10 protein-coding genes are annotated in these 14,816 nt (G+C 70.8%); 6 read left to right on the top strand and 4 right to left on the bottom strand.

The window, feature by feature from the left end; all coding sequences use genetic code 11:
* Nucleotides 1–49: 49 nt before the first annotated feature.
* Nucleotides 50–3,616 carry a DNA polymerase III subunit alpha gene (gene dnaE, locus I3V78_RS10950; protein WP_204486867.1) on the bottom strand — a complete coding sequence of 1,189 codons (3,567 nt, stop codon included), beginning with the start codon at nucleotides 3,614–3,616 and terminating at the stop codon, nucleotides 50–52.
* 362 nt (nucleotides 3,617–3,978) lie between these two features.
* Here dnaE and I3V78_RS10945 point away from each other — a divergent pair, with 362 nt between their 5' ends.
* From I3V78_RS10945 to I3V78_RS10930, 4 genes are all read left to right on the top strand, one after another.
* Nucleotides 3,979–4,428, top strand: a complete 450-nt coding sequence (locus tag I3V78_RS10945; protein WP_204486864.1) for a Spy/CpxP family protein refolding chaperone — start codon at nucleotides 3,979–3,981, stop codon at nucleotides 4,426–4,428.
* Nucleotides 4,429–4,533: 105 nt separating this feature from the next.
* On the top strand, nucleotides 4,534–5,313 hold the full coding sequence (locus I3V78_RS10940) for a M14 family metallopeptidase (RefSeq protein ID WP_204486862.1): 780 nt from the start codon (nucleotides 4,534–4,536) through the stop codon (nucleotides 5,311–5,313).
* Between the two features lie 183 nt (nucleotides 5,314–5,496).
* Nucleotides 5,497–6,309, top strand: a complete 813-nt coding sequence (locus I3V78_RS10935) for a hypothetical protein (RefSeq protein WP_204486859.1) — start codon at nucleotides 5,497–5,499, stop codon at nucleotides 6,307–6,309.
* Between the two features lie 101 nt (nucleotides 6,310–6,410).
* Nucleotides 6,411–9,533: a serine/threonine-protein kinase gene (locus I3V78_RS10930; RefSeq protein WP_204486857.1), complete on the top strand. Its 3,123-nt coding sequence runs from the start codon at nucleotides 6,411–6,413 to the stop codon at nucleotides 9,531–9,533.
* Nucleotides 9,534–9,590: 57 nt separating this feature from the next.
* Here the strand turns inward: I3V78_RS10930 and I3V78_RS10925 are convergent, their stop codons facing one another.
* The 3 genes from I3V78_RS10925 to I3V78_RS10915 form a co-directional block, all read right to left on the bottom strand.
* Nucleotides 9,591–12,386: a Kelch repeat-containing protein gene (locus I3V78_RS10925; RefSeq protein WP_239576384.1), complete on the bottom strand. Its 2,796-nt coding sequence runs from the start codon at nucleotides 12,384–12,386 to the stop codon at nucleotides 9,591–9,593.
* A gap of 187 nt (nucleotides 12,387–12,573) precedes the next feature.
* The gene (locus tag I3V78_RS10920; RefSeq protein WP_204486855.1) at nucleotides 12,574–12,966 is read right to left on the bottom strand and encodes a DUF2750 domain-containing protein; all 393 of its coding nucleotides are present in this window, start codon (nucleotides 12,964–12,966) and stop codon (nucleotides 12,574–12,576) included.
* Nucleotides 12,956–13,948 carry an FAD-dependent oxidoreductase gene (locus I3V78_RS10915; protein WP_204486853.1) on the bottom strand — a complete coding sequence of 331 codons (993 nt, stop codon included), beginning with the start codon at nucleotides 13,946–13,948 and terminating at the stop codon, nucleotides 12,956–12,958. The genes I3V78_RS10920 and I3V78_RS10915 overlap by 11 nt, the downstream gene beginning before the upstream one ends.
* Nucleotides 13,949–14,119: 171 nt before the next feature.
* Between I3V78_RS10915 and I3V78_RS10910 the strand changes: the two genes are divergently transcribed.
* Together I3V78_RS10910 and I3V78_RS10905 are read left to right on the top strand one after the other, a co-directional pair.
* Nucleotides 14,120–14,503 (top strand): Hpt domain-containing protein, encoded by a 384-nt coding sequence (locus I3V78_RS10910; RefSeq protein WP_204486851.1) that lies wholly within the window; start codon nucleotides 14,120–14,122, stop codon nucleotides 14,501–14,503.
* A gap of 17 nt (nucleotides 14,504–14,520) precedes the next feature.
* The gene (locus I3V78_RS10905; RefSeq protein WP_204486849.1) at nucleotides 14,521–14,799 is read left to right on the top strand and encodes a DUF485 domain-containing protein; all 279 of its coding nucleotides are present in this window, start codon (nucleotides 14,521–14,523) and stop codon (nucleotides 14,797–14,799) included.
* Nucleotides 14,800–14,816 lie beyond the last annotated feature (17 nt).

Here is a 14,816-nt window from a genome sequence, read left to right as displayed (position 1 = left end):
CATTCGACATCCCCGCTCTGCCCAAAGTATGTGAGGTCAACACAAACACTCAGCCGAACTCGACCACCTTCATGCCGAACAGCCGCTCCACGGACTGGATGAGGTCATCGCTCACCTGGACCTTGAGGGCGAAGTTGCCCAGGAGCGCCTCGCCCTCGTTGGCGAACAGGAGGCTGAGCGCCATGGGGGTCGCGCCCTCGTACTTCTTCACGATCTCCGCGAGCTTCACCAGGCGCTCGTCCGTGGCCAGGTCCACCGGCACGCGCAACTCCAGCCGCTTGGTGCGCTTTTCCCGCACCGCCTTGAGGCTCTGGATGTCCTCCACGATGAGCTCCGCCACCGGCGTGTCCTCGTCGCGCTGGTTGATCTGCACCGTGCCCGTCACCAGGATGGGATCGTCGTTCTTGAGCAGGGTCTCCCAGTGCTCGAAGCCCGGCTTGGGCCCGGACTTGCTCCACTTGCCGTCCTTGCCCATCACGTTGCGCGTGCCGTCCTTGCCCGGGAAGCACACGAGCTCCAAGGAGCCGCTCAGGTCCTCCAGCGTCACCCACGCCATGCGCTTGCCCGTCTTGGTGGGCCGCTCGCGCAGCGCCGCCACCACGCCGGCGATGGTGAGCCGCTCGTCCTTGCGCGCGCGCTGCACCGCGGTGATGGGCCGCGCGTAGCGCTTGAGCTCCTTGTCGTACTGGTGCAGCGGGTGGCCCGACACGTAGAAGCCGATGGCCTCCTTCTCCAGCGCCAGCCGCTCCTTCTCCGCCCACTCCTCCACCTGGGCGTAGTCGTCCTTCACGCCCCCGCCCGGCCCCCCGCCCCCGAGCATCCCGAAGAGCGAGCTCTGGCCCGCGGCCTTGTCCTTCTGGCTGCTGGAGCCGCGGTTCATCGCGCGCTCGATGCTCTCGAAGATCTGCCGGCGCGGCCGCTTCTCGAAGTCGAAGGAGCCCGCCTTCACCAGCGCCTCGAGCACCTTGCGGTTGACGCGCCGCGAGTCCACGCGCTCGCAGAAGTCGAACAGGCTCTTGAAGGGCCCCTCCTGGCGCGCCTCCACGATGGACTCGATGGCGCCCTCGCCCACGCCCTTGATGGCGCCCAGGCCGAAGCGGATCTTCCCCTCCACGGCGCCGAACGCCATGTCCGACTGGTTCACGTCCGGCGGCAGCACCTGCACGCCCGACTGGCGCGCCTCACCGATGTGCAGCACCACCTTGTCGGTGTTGTCCTTCTCGCTGGTGAGAAGGGCCGCCATGAACTCCACGCGGTAGTGCGCCTTGAGCCACGCGGTGTGCAGGGTGACCAGGCCGTAGGCCGCCGAGTGGCTCTTGTTGAAGCCGTACTCGGCGAACTTCTCCATCAGGTCGAAGATTTCCCCCGCGACCTTCAGGTCCACGTTGTTCGTCTTGCAGCCCTCGAGGAAGCCGGCGCGCTCGGCCTGCATGACCTCGGCCTTCTTCTTGCCCATGGCGCGGCGCAAGAGGTCGGCACGGCCCAGGGTGTAGCCTCCCAGCACCTGGGAGATCTGCATCACCTGTTCCTGGTAGACGATGACGCCGTAGGTGTCCTTGAGGACGGGCTCGAGCAGCGGGTGCGGATAGAGCACGGGCTCGCGGCCGTGCTTGCGGTTGATGAACACGTCCACCATGCCCGAGTCGAGCGGACCCGGGCGGTAGAGCGCGCCGGCGGCGATGACGTCCTCGAAGCAGCTCGGCTTGAGCTTCATCACCATTTCGGTGAAGCCGCTGGACTCCATCTGGAACACGCCGGCGGTGTCCCCCTCCGCCATGAGCTTCCAGACCTCCACGTCGTCCAGCGGGATGTCCTCGCGCTCGATCTTCTTGCCGCCCGGCGGATTGCGGTTGACCAGGTTGAGCGCGTTCTGGATGACCGTGAGCGTCTTGAGGCCGAGGAAGTCGAACTTCACCAGGCCCGCGGCCTCCACCTCGTCCTTGGCGAACTGGGTGATGAGGGTGTCCTGGCCCGGGGGCTGGTAGGTGGGCACGAACTCCCACAAGGGCTTGTCCGCGATCACCACGCCGGCCGCGTGCATGCCGGGCTGGCGGTGCAGGCCCTCGAGCGCCATGGCGATCTCCAGCACGTCCTTGGTGGTGACGTCCTTGCCGTCCACCTGGCCGATGGGGCTCGGCTTCTCCATCATCTCCTTGAGCCGGGGCTCCTGCTCGATGGCCTCCTTGAGCGTGATGCCGAGCACCTCGGGCACCAGCTTGGAGATGCGGTCGCCCTCGCTGAAGGGCAGCGCGAACACGCGGCACACGTCGCGCAGCACGCTCTTGGCCTTGAGCGAGCCGAACGTGATGATCTGCCCCACGTTGTTCTCGCCGTACTTCTTGCCCACGTACTTGATGACCTCGTCGCGCCGGTCCTGGCAGAAATCGACGTCGAAGTCGGGCATCGACACGCGCTCGGGGTTGAGGAAGCGCTCGAAGAGCAGGTTGTACGGGAGCGGATCCAGGTCGGTGATGCGCAGGCAGTACGCCACGAGGCTGCCCGCGCCCGAGCCACGGCCCGGGCCCACCGGAATCCCGTGCTGCTTGGCCCAGTTGATGAAGTCCTGCACGATGAGGAAGTAGCCGCTGAACCCCATCTTCAGGATGACGCCGATCTCCAGCTCCAGCCGGGCCTTGTAGGGCTCGCGGTCCACGGGCGGCTGGCCCGCGCGGAAGCGCGCGGTGTCGATCTCCATGAAGCGCTCTTCCAGGTTCTTGCGCGCCAGGTCCGCCATGTAGCTGTCGGCGGTGGAGCCCTCGGGCACCTGGAAGGTGGGCAGCATGGGCTTGCCCAGCTTCAGCTCCAGGTCGATCTGCTCCACGATCCGCTGGGTGTTGTGCACCGCCTCGGGCGTGTCGTGGAAGTAGGCGAGCATCTCCTGGGGGCTCGTGACGTAGAGCTTGTCCGTGGAGTGCTTCATGCGCTTGCCGTCCGCGAGCGTCTTGCCGCTGGCGATGCACATGAGCAGCTCGTGCGCGCGCGCATCCTCCTTCTTGATGTAGTGCGCGTCGGCCGTGGCGCACAGCGGGATGTCCAGGTCGCGGCTGAGCTGCTTGAGGTTGGTGTTGGCCGTCTCCTGCTCGGGCATCCCGTTGGACTGCACCTCGAGGAAGAACTGGCCGGGCTCGAAGATGTTCTTGTACTCGAGCGCCGCGCGGCGCGCGTGGTCCATGTCCCCGCGGAACGCCGCGCCCGTCACCTCGCCGCCCAGGCACGCGGTGAGCGCGAACAGGCCCTTGCTGTGGTCGGCCAGGATCTTCTTGTCGATGCGCGGGTGGTAGTAGAAGCCCTGGCGGTAGGCCATGGACGACAGGTACTTGAGGTTGTCGTAGCCCTCCTTGTTCTTGGCCAGGAGGATGAGGTGGTGGCCCACCTTCTCGGTCCGGTCCTCGCGCCCCTTGGGCCCGGCGACGTAGGTCTCCATGCCGATGATGGGCTTGATGCCCGCGTCCTTCGCCTTCTTGTAGAAGTCGATGGTGGCGAACATGTTGCCGTGATCCGTCACGGCCACGCTCGACATCCCCTTCTCCTTCACCGTCTTGATGAGATCCTTCATCCGGATCGCCCCATCGAGCAGCGAGTAGAGGGAGTGCAGGTGGAGGTGGGTAAAGGACATGGCGGATAAGTAGTCGATGGGGGCGACAGCTGCCCGGGTTTGTCTGCACCAAAGTTCAGGTCCGGTCCGCCCGCCAGTTCCCGGCCGCGCATCCCGTCCGCTCCCGGAAACCCCGTGAAGCCGGGCCCGGAAAACCGGGGGGTTTGTGTCATGGCCCGTACGGCTCGTGAAGGAGCCAATGGGTTGGGCGAGGGGCACGGGCCCTTGGCCGCACGCTCACCCCAGGTGCCCCGCCTTCACGTTTCTTCACGCCCCGCTCAAACACGCCCAATGCGCGGCGCGCAGAGTGTGTCCTGTCACCGGATGACCGGTGTGCAGTCCCCCCACCGCGCGGGGTTCGCCCCCGCGCCCAGGAGCCACCCATGAAGACCCGGAACAAGTACGTCCTCGCCGGCACCGCCGTCCTCGCCTTCGTCCTGCTCACGGGCTTCCGGGGCGGGCCCTGGGGCGGCGGCGCGCGCGACCCCGAGCGCGTCAAGCAGATGATCACCTGGCGTCTGGACGACCGGCTCGAGCAGCTCAAGGCCACGGACGCGCAGAAGCGGACGATCCAGGGCCTCAAGGACGGGCTGTTCGAGGACGGCAAGCAGCTGATGGAGGGCAACAAGGACGCGCGGGAGCAGGCCCTGGCGCAGTGGGACGCCGAGCGGCCGGATGCCACGCGGGTGCACGCGCTGGTGGACGCGCGCGTGGACGCCCTGCGCGGCTTCGCCCACAAGGTGGCCGACGCCTTCCTGCGCGCCCACGAGACGCTGACGCCCGCGCAGCGCCAGCAGGTGTCCTCGCAGATCCGCGAGCACCACGCGCGCTGAGCGCCGCGGTGTGCTCACGGCTGGACACAGTTCCTCCCTTTGGCCACTTCGGTCCACCCGGACCGTGAGTAGGTTGAGGGGGTGACCCAGAGCTACCAAGAGTTCATGCGCCGCATCCGGAACTACTCGCACCTGGCCGAGGTGAACGAGTACGCCCGGGTCGTCGAGGGGGGCGTGGAGTACCCCCTCTTCCGCCTCACCGTGCCGGGGGATCGCTGGCTCGTCATCACCTCGGGCTTCCACGGCGAGGAGCCGGCGGGGCCGCTCACGCTCAGCCACCACTTCGAGCAGATCGCCGCGTACGCGCGCGAGCGCGGCGTGGGCCTGCGCGTCTACCCGTGCATCAATCCCTCGGGCTTCGAGGACGGCACGCGGTACAACCGCGGCGGCGAGCGCGTCAACAACGACTTCCTGCGCTACGAGACGGCCCCCGGGGTGTGGAAGGGCGAGCTGGCGCGCGGCGAGTCCTTCCAGCGCTGGGTGCTCTTCGACGGCGGCCCCCGCGAGACCCGCGCCGTGCGCGCGGACATCACGCGCCACCCCGCCCCCGCCGCCGCGCTCGACATCCACCAGGACGACTACCTGCCGGGCGCCGGCACCTACGCCTACGTGTTCGGGGAGCGCGCGCCGCACCGGGCCCTGATGACCGCCGCGTCCCAGTACGCCCGCGTCCTGCGCGACTCGCACGTGGACGACAACAACGACACCGACGGCGACGGCCTCATCGAGTACAACGACGGCAGCGTCAGCGACTACTTCCTGCGCATGGGCGTGCCCAACGTCGCCACGCTGGAGACCACCACCCAGACGCCCCTGGAAGCCTGCCACGCCATCAACCTCATCTGGGTGCGCGGCTACATCGACCTCGCCGCCCGGGGCCCCTGAAGCCCGCCCGCCCGCCTGGCCACACTCCGCGTGGGGCGTTCTCCCCGCATCCGCGCCTTGCAAGCGGCCGCCATCCCTGTCACGACACCCCTTGCTCCCCGGGACAGGCCTCCTGTCCCGGCGGGATGTCTTGACGTCAAACCAGTTCAGTGGGACGGGCCCCGTCCGTTAGAGTGGTGAGCCATGAATTTCACGAGCCGGAAGCAATGGATCCTCGGGGGTATGGGCCTGGTGCTGGGCGCCTGTGCGTCCACGCCGGTGCCGGTGCAGCCCTATGCGCTGGCCGGAGGGCGCGCGGAGTACCGGGACTACGTCGGAGCCAAGGCGAACATCTGCGACACCGCCGAGCCGCGCTGGCTGCTCGATGAATTGAGCGGCGTCAACGGCCTGCTGGCGCGCTTCCTGTCGTCCACGGAGCAGGTCAACAACCCGGCGTCCAGCGAGCGGGCCCAGCAGACGGCGCTGCTCAAGGACGCCGCGGACTCGCTGCCCAAGGTGCTCGTCGTGCACGAGTCCAACCTCAAGGCGCTGCAGAGCTGCGGCTTCGCGCGCTCGGGGGCGTTTCCGGAGCTGACGCGGCGCGGGCAGGAGCTCGTGGAGCTGTCGCGCGGGCGGCTCAAGGAGGGCGAGCAGCTGCTCGTGGCCCAGGAGGAGCGCTCCAAGTGGAAGGAGGAGGGCCCCCAGCGCGAGCAGAAGGCCCGCGAGACGTGGTGCGCCAAGCAGCCCGAGGTGGGCAGCACGGACCTGTTCTACGCACGCCGCTTCGCCAATGGCCGCACCGAGTGGCTCTTCTGCGACGGCCACATGGTCTCGGCGGCCTCGCCCGACGCGGAGCCCACGCTCTCCGGCCCCGAGCTGAGCGCCAAGGAGCGCCGCAAGGTGAAGCCCGCGCGCTACCTCGAGGCCGCCCGGGGCTACCCCGCGGAGGAGATCGACAAGCAGCCCTCGGGCACCGTGGCGCAGCCCGCGTCCGGCTCGGCCACGCCCACCCCCTGAGCGTGAGCGGCGGCCAGGCGCCCGCCCGCCTCCCTGGCGTCCAGAAGCCGACGCGGCGAGGTCCGACCCCGGCGTAACATGGCCGGGTGGAGAGAGGCGCCATGCCGCAGCCCGTGGATGACGACGAGCGCCGCACCCAACGCACGGACGAGCGGCGCACGGACGAGCGGCGCACGGTCGAGCTTGGAGGCGAGCTCGGAGGCGAGGCCCGGGCGCCCGCCTCCGTGGCGCCCCTGGGCCGCGGCACGGCGCTGGACCGGTACGTGGTGCTCGAGCCCCTGGGCGAGGGCGGCATGGGCATGGTGTACGCGGCCTATGACACGGTGCTCGACCGCAAGGTGGCGCTCAAGCTGCTGCCGCCCGGCGACCCGGAGACGGCCGGCGAGGCGAACTCGGGACGGGCCCGGCTGCTGCGCGAGGCGCAGGCCATGGCCCGGCTGTCCCACCCCCACGTGGTGGCCGTCTACGACGTGCACCAGCACGGCGCCCAGGTCTTCATGGCCATGGAGCTGGTGGAGGGCCGCACGCTCCTGCAATGGCAGCAGCAGCGCGCGCGCGCCTGGAAGGAAATCCTCGCCGCCTTCCTCGACGCGGGCCGGGGGCTCGCCGCGGCCCACGACGCGGGCCTGGTGCACCGCGACTTCAAGCCCACCAACGTGCTGGTGGGCGAGAACGGCCGCGTGCGGGTGACGGACTTCGGCCTCGCGCGCGAGCGCCATGCCCCGCCCGACGCCCCCCCCGCCGCCCCCGCGCCCTCCCGGGACACCGGCCCCGTCAAGGCGCACAGCCTGCTGGAGCTGGAGCTCACCCAGCACGGCGCGGTGCTCGGCACCCCGGCCTACATGGCCCCCGAGCAGTTCCTCGGCGCCGTGGCGGATGCCCGGAGCGATCAATTCTCCTTCGCCGTGTCCCTGTGGGAGGCGCTCCACGGCGAGCGCCCCTTCGAGGGCACCACCCCGGCCGAGCGCCGGCAGAACGTGCTGGACGGCCGCGTGCGCGCGCCGCCCTCGTCCTCCAAGGTGCCCCCCTGGGTGAGCCGCGCCCTGCTCCGGGCCCTGCACCGCGAGCCCGCCGCGCGCTACCCCTCCATCCACGCGCTGCTCGCGGTGCTCGGCCGCGATCCCGCCCAGGTGCGCCGCAGGCGGCTGACGGCGTCGGCGCTGCTCCTGCTCGTGGTGGGCTCGGGAACGCTGGCGGCGGCCTCCTGGCACGAGCGCCGGGAGCTCCTGTGCAGCGGGGCCCCCGAGCGGCTGGAGGGCATCTGGGACGAGCGGCGCCAGGCGAGCATCTCCCAGGCCTTCCTCGCCACCGGCCGCGCCTACGCGGGAGACACCTGGCAGCGCGTGCGCGACGCGCTCGACACGTACACCACCGCCTGGAAGCAGATGCACGTGGAGACGTGCGAGGCCACGCGGCTGAGGGGCGAGCAGTCCGAGGCCGTCCTGTCCCTGCGCATGGCGTGCCTGGATGGGCGGCTGCAGGAAGTGGCCGCGCTCACCGAGGTCTTCACCGAGGCCGATGGCACGGTGGTGGAGAAGGCCATCTCCGCCACGAGCGCGCTGCGCGGCCTGCGAGGCTGCGCGGACGTGAGCGCCCTGCTCTCCGAGGTGAAGCCGCCGGAGGACCCCGCCACCCGGCGCGAGGTGGACGCCTCGCGGGCCCGGCTCGCCCGCGTCAAGGCGCTCACCGAGGCGGGCAAGCTCCAGGACGCGTTGAAGCTCGCCGCCGACGAGAGCCAGCGCACGCGGGATCTCGGCTACCGCCCCGTGCGCGCCGAGGCCCTGCTCCTGCGCGCCTGGACGCAGAACCTCGCCGGGGAGAAGCAGGGCGTGCCCGAGCTGCTCACCGAGGCGCTGTGGCTCGCGCACGCCTCGCGGCACGACTGGATCGCCGCCAGCGCCAGCGTGCGCCTCATGGGCTACTACGACGACAACGGCCCGCCCGAGGAGGCCGCCCGGTGGGAGCCCTTCGCCCGCGCGGCGCTCGACCGGCTGGGGGAGAACGGGGAGCTGCGCGCCATCTACCACAACAACCGCGGCCTCTCCCTCTACGCCCAGGGCCACTTCGCCGAGGCGCACGAGGCCTTCGACGAGGCCTTCGCCCTGGCCGAGCGACAGCTGGGGCCGGCCAACGCCATGACGCTGCGCTACGGCTCCAACGCCGTGGCGGCGCTGGGCAACCTGGACCGGCTCGAGGAGAGCCAGCGCGCCTACGAGACGCTCGTGCGCCTGGGGGAGACCAACCTCGGGCCCTTCCACCCCTTCCTCACCCAGCCCCTGACGAACCTGGCCAACATGTACGCCTTCCAGGGCCGGCTCGCCGACGCGCGCCGGCTGTTGGATCGGGTGCGCATCATCGGCCAGCAGGCCTACGGCGAGCGCTCCGAGGAGTGGGCCCAGTTCCACATCGCCTATGGCGACCTCGAGGCCGCCGAGGGCCATGACGCCGCGGCGCTCGGGCACTACGAGGAGGCCGAGCGCCAGCTGCGCGCGCTCACCGGCGCCGACAGCCTGGAGCTGCTGGAGGCCCTGGTGAAGGTGGCCGACGCGCGGGCCGCCCTGGAGCGGCTGGAGCTCGCCCTGCGCACCTACCAGCAGGTGCTGGACGTCTCCCAGAAGGATCCCGAGCGCTACGAGCGCGTGCACACCCAGGCGCTCGGCGGCCTCGCGGACCTGTACGACACGCGGGGCGAGTACGCCCGGGCCCTGGGCCTGCGCCAACAGGCGCTGGAGCTGCGCGAGCGCACCCTCGGCAAGGAGCACATCAACACCGCGCTGATGCGGGTGGCGCTGGGCACGAGCTACCTGGAGCTGGGACAGGGCGAGCGCGCCCTGGCCCTCTTCGAGCGGGAACGGGAAGTTTTCGAGAAGACGCTGGGCCCGGACACCGCCGCGGGGGTGCTGCCGCTCGCGGGCAAGGGCGAGGCCCTGCAGAAGCTCGGCCGCGCGGCGGAGGCCATTCCCGTGCTGGAGCACGTGCTGGACGTCGTCGAGCGCCATCCCCTGCGCCCCGTGTACACCGCCTCGGTGCGCTTCGCGCTCGCGCGCGCGCTCTGGGACGCCCGGCGCCAGCCGGAGCGAGCCTGGACGCTCGCCCAGTCCGCGCGCGCCACCTACGCCCGGGCGCCGCTGCGCCACGCGAGCGAGCTGGCCGAGCTGGACCGGCTGTTCGCCCGTCATGGCGGGCACGAGCCGGACCCCCTGGCGAGTCCCACGCCGCCTTGAAAAAACGGGAGGGCGGCTCGCACCGCCCTCCCGTTCACGTCTCATCCGCGCCGCGGACTACAGCTTGCGCAGGTCGTAGTACTCGGCCGAGGCCTGGTCGTGGTTGCTGGCGCCGCCCACCGCGAGCACCGTGCCGTTGGGCAGCAGCGTCGCCGTGTGACGGTAGCGGTCCACGTTCATGTTCACCGTGGCCGTCCACTTGCCCGTGGCCGGGTTGTAGCGCTCGGACGCCACCTGGATGCCGGTGAGCTGGTGGTAGCCGCCGGCCACCAGCACCTCGCCGCTCTCCATGAGCGTCGCCGTGTGCCAGCGACGGGGCGACTTCATGCTGCCCGTCGTCGTCCACGTGCCCGTCGCCGGGTTGTACAGCTCGGCCGACTGGCTCTTGGCCACGTCGATGCCCGCGCCGCCCGCCACCAGCACCTGGCCGTTGGGCAGGAGCGTCGCCGAGTGCCACGCGCGACCCGTGCTCAGGCCGCCCGCGCTCGACCACGTGCCCGTCGCCGGGTCATACAGCTCGGCCGAGGCCAGCAGGTTCGGGTTCTCCGCGTTGTCCTCCGCCACGTTGCTGCCACCCGTCACGAGCACCTTGCCGTTGGGCAGCAGCGTCAGGGTGTGGTAGCCGCGCGCCTGGGACAGGGCGCCCGTGTAGCTCCAGGTGCCCGTCGCCGGGTCGTACAGCTCGGCCGAGGAGAGGGCCGTGCCGTAGAACTCGCTGGTGAAGCCACCGGCCACCAGCACCTTGCCGTTGGGCAGCAGCACCGCGGAGTGGTTGAAGCGCTGCGTCCTCAGCAGGCCCGCCGGCTTCCACTTGCCCTGCGCCGGCACGTACAGCTCCGCCGAGGCGCTCGTGATGGGGCACGCGCCGCCGCCGGCAATCAGCACCTGGCCGTTCTGCAGCTTGGTGGCCGTGTGGCCGCGGTGGGCGCCCAGGGTGTTGCCCGTGGCCGTCCACACCTTGGTGCCCTGCTCATACAGCTCGGAGCTGGTGTTGTAGCCGCCGGCCACCAGCACGCGGCCGTCGTCCAGCAGCGTGGCCGTGTGCTGCAGGCGCGGCAGCGCCATGCTGCCCGTGAGAATCCAGCCGCCCTTGGGCTCGTCCAGGCCGCACGCGGCGCTCGGCGTCACCGTCACCTTGCGCGTGACGGTCGACACGTAGCCCCCCATGTCACGGCCCGTGTAGGTGATGAAGTAGACGCCCGGCACCTTGTTGTTCACCGCGCCGGACACCGTGACGGGAATCGGACCGGCCGAGCACGAGTCGAAGCCGCCCGCGCCCATCTCCACGTAGGGAGCGCCGCACGCCAGCGTCACTTCCGGAGCGCCGCTCAGCTCGACGTCCACGTTGTTGCGGTAGATGGTGACCGTGGTGTTGCAGCTGGCGCTCTGCGTGCCGTCCGAGGCCGAATAGGTGAAGGTGTGGGTGCCCACGCCCAGGTGCGTGGTGGGCGGCGCCGCGGTGGAGGACACCACCTTGCAGTTGTCGCTGTAGGACGCGGGGCCGGGCGAGTACCAACGGCCCGCGTTCACGCAATCCAGCCGCACGTTCTCCGGGCAGCGCACGGTGGGCGGCGTGACGTCGGCGGTCTTCACCGTGGCGGTGCAGCTGGCGCTCAAGCCGGCCGTATCCGTGCAGGTGAGGGTCGCGGTGGTGCTGCCCGCGCCGGTGAAGCTCGTGGGGCTCTGCACGCACTCCTTGAGGTTGTTGTCCGGGTCGTACGAGCCATCGTTGATGGAGCCCGTGGCGCCGCAGGTGGCGTTGAGCGACAGGTCGATGTTCTTGCACTTGGCCACGGGAGGACGGTTGGTCGGGCCGGTGGAGCGGCAGGACGCGGAGCAGGTGCCCGTGCCGTTGGCGGCGCCCGTGTCGCACTCCTCACCGGGGTTCACCACGCCATCGCCGCACCAGTTCTTGCGGCACACCGACGAGCACACCGTGCCCGGCACGCCGTTCTGGCTGCCCGTGTCACACTCCTCGGGGTACTGCACCACGCCGTCGCCACAGCGCAGCGGCACCGCGCCGCGCGCCAGCACGTAGGGCACGCCGTGCGAGCCGTCCGCGAAGTCCTTGCTGCCCGGCAGCCGCGCGCCGTACGTGGGGTCCCGCGCGATGACCAGCGGGGTGAAGTTGGCCTCGGGGTAGGTGTCGAACGCCTCGTGCACCGAGCAGTTCCAGTTGGACAGGATGCTGTCGGTCAGCCCGGTGAGGGCCGCGTGCGTGGCCACGATGTGCGCGGTGTTGTAGCAACCCACGCCCGTGACGGTGAAGTTGCCGAAGGGCGCCAGCACGGGCACGGCCGTCAGGGGCGCGGTCTCGTGGTAGTAGCAGGACAGGTTGACGTACATGCCCGTCTTGCCGGCCTGGGCGGCGGCGAACTTCACCGAGTTGATCGTGACCTGATCTTCCTCGTGGTAGACGGGGTCGGTGCCCATGATGACGACGTTGCCGTCGACCACCGGGCCCCACTTGGCGGTGCTCTGCTCGGCGGCGGCCAAGAGGGTGCGCGCGGTGCTGCAGGTGCGGTCCCCCAGGATGAGCGCGCGGTAGGTGGCGAAGTCCGCGGACGTCTTGGCCTTCCACTGGTCGTCGGTGGCGAACTCCACGGTGTAGCCGAGGTTGCGCGCGCTGATGGCCTCGATGCTGTTGGTGCCACCGGTCACGGTGCCCGACAGGATGAGGACCTTGTTGGAGCTGGCCAGCCCCTGCGGGCGCGTGCCCACGCTCTGGGGGGACACGGGGGTGGACATCAGTCCCTCCTCGGCGTCCGGGGCAATCCCCTCTCCGCAGGCCGCGAGCACCAACACGCTCAGGGCCATCAACAGCCGTCCTCCAAGTCCGCGACATCGCATCATGTGCACTCCAGCCTTCACGGGGGGTTTGATTCCATCGGCCGTCCGCATCGCGCCATTCCCCCGGAGGCGCGTCACGGCCGACGTCTGGCACTGCCGCCGGGCCCCGACGCGGGCGGCCCACGGTTCATTTATTTTGACATGAATAAACGGAAAGAATCGGCTCGCCCGGCGGTATTTCGTCGGCGGATCAAACCACGGGCGCACGCGTCGCGCGCAGCGCGTCCATGAGCTCGCGCGCGCTGGCCGGATGACCCTGGCCCTGGGGCGTGAAGAAGATGCCCACCGGCATGCCCTCTTCCTCGAGCTGCGGCAGCACGTTCTCCAGCAGCTCGCTCAGGGCGATGGGCCGGGGCTGGAAGCCTTCCCACAGCCGCGTGGCGCACAGGGCGGCGAACTCGGGCGCGGGCCACAGGGGCAGCACGTCCCGGCCCGCGTCGTCGAGCGCCAGCGCCCACCCCTCGCCATCCAGGCCCCACACCTGTCCCGACTCCACCACGCGCTGGAGGAAGTACGCATAGCGCCGGACCGCGGGCAACCGCAGCACGGCCTGAATGCGCTCCTGACTCTCCTCACGATCCATCCGTCCTCCCACTGCTCGCAGGATTCCCCGCCGGTCCGACATGCCGCGAGAGCAGCGCGACCACTTCCTCGGCGCAGCCCCACGACAACGTCACCCCCGCCCCGCCGTGGCCATAGTTGTGCACCACGAGGTGGGGCCCATGCGCCTCCGCCTCCAGGCGCACCGTGGGCCGTCCGGGCCGCAGCCCCACCCGGTGGTGCCGCACCTCCAGGCGCGTGCCCTCGGGCAACAGCCGCGCCGCGCGCTCGAGGATGGCGCGGGCCGCGCGCGCGTCCGGCTCCAGCGACGCGTTGCCCTCCTCGGCCGTGCCGCCGAGGATGCAGTCGTGCTCGCGGGGAATGATGTAGGTCATGCCCCGCGCCTCGTCGCGATCATCGAGCAGGAAGCGCGCGGGCCCGAGGGGCGCCACGGCCAGCACCTCGCCGCGCACGGGGAACAGGGAGGGGTCGTCCACGAGCTCGCGCGCGCCCAGGCCCGTGCAGTTGACGACCCAGGGGGACGCGGCCCACGCCTCGTCCAGCGCGCCCACCGCGCGCCGCGTCATCCGGCCGCCCAGGGCCTCGAAGCGCCCGAGGAGCCAGGGCAGGTAGCGCGGCATGGTGATGACGGGGACCGCGAAGGCGAAGCCGTCGGCGTACCCCGGGGGCCGCTCCTCGGGCGTGGCCCGGCGCAGGCCCGGCACCGCGCCGCCCCACCAGGGGTCCTTGGCCGGCTCGCGGACCAGGTCCACCCCGGCCACGCGGCGCACGCCCGTGTCGGGCGCGTCCGCCAGGGCATCGAGCACCTGGAGCGTGCGGGCCGCCCAGGCGTTGACGCGCGCCTGGGGCCAGGCACGGTACGGGTACCAGATGGCCGCGGCCACGTCCGACGTGGTGTGGGGCGGCAGCTCCCGCGCCCAAATCTCCACCGGGTAGCCGGCCTCCAGCAGCCGGACACCACAGGACAAGCCGGAGACTCCACAGCCGAGGACGATGACGCGCATGGGGGCGAGGGGCGAGGGGCCACCCTTTCTAGCGCGGATGGGCCCTGGGAAGCGAAGCCCTCCCCACGGATTTGGCGCGGGTGGCCGGTGCGGGTGTGTTCCCGACACGGGCCTCTGCCCGGGGCGCCCATTCTCTTCCGGTCCTCCGGGGCTCGGGCAGAATGCCGCCGCATGGAGCCGCAAGCCCTCGCGATGGATGTCCGGCAACTGGAGAAGCTCAGCGTGCTCCAGGACGAGCAGGCCCCCAATCTGGTGGCGGAGATGGCCCAGGGCTTCCTCGCGCGCACGCCGGCGCGGCTCGCCCGGCTGCGCGAGTGTCTGCTCGAGGGCAACGCCGGACGGCTCGCGAACGAGGCGCATGGCCTGGCCACCAGCAGTGGCATGTTCGGCATGATGCGGGTGCGGCTGTTGTGCAAGTCCCTGGAGAACCTCGTGCGAGGCTCCGGCCTGGAGGGCGCCGAGGCGCTCATCCTCCAGGTGGAGCGCGCCTTCACCGAGGCCCGGCCCCTGCTGCTCGCGCAGTTGAAGTGTCCCGAGGTGCAGTCCCCCGAATGACTGGAGAACCCGACCGCATGTCCCCTCCCCCGCACAACCCCCGTCTCGAGGAGCTGGCCGCCCGGCGCTGGCGCGTGGCGGCCGTGCTCACCACGGCCACCCTGGTGTCCTACTTCGGCTTCATCCTGCTCGTGGCGTTCAACAAGCCGCTGATGGGCCAGCAGCTCACCCCCGGGCTGAGCTGGGGCATCCTCCTGGGCGCGCTCGTCATCTTCATCTCGTGGGCGCTCACGGGCATCTACGTGCGCTGGGCCAACAACCACTACGACAAGGCCCTCGACGAGCTGCGCCGCTGAGTCTCCTCTCGCTCCAC

This window comes from Archangium primigenium (assembly GCF_016904885.1).
In the GTDB taxonomy this organism is placed as follows: Bacteria; Myxococcota; Myxococcia; order Myxococcales; family Myxococcaceae; genus Cystobacter; species Cystobacter primigenius.
This window is presented reverse-complemented; position numbering and strand designations above follow the sequence as displayed.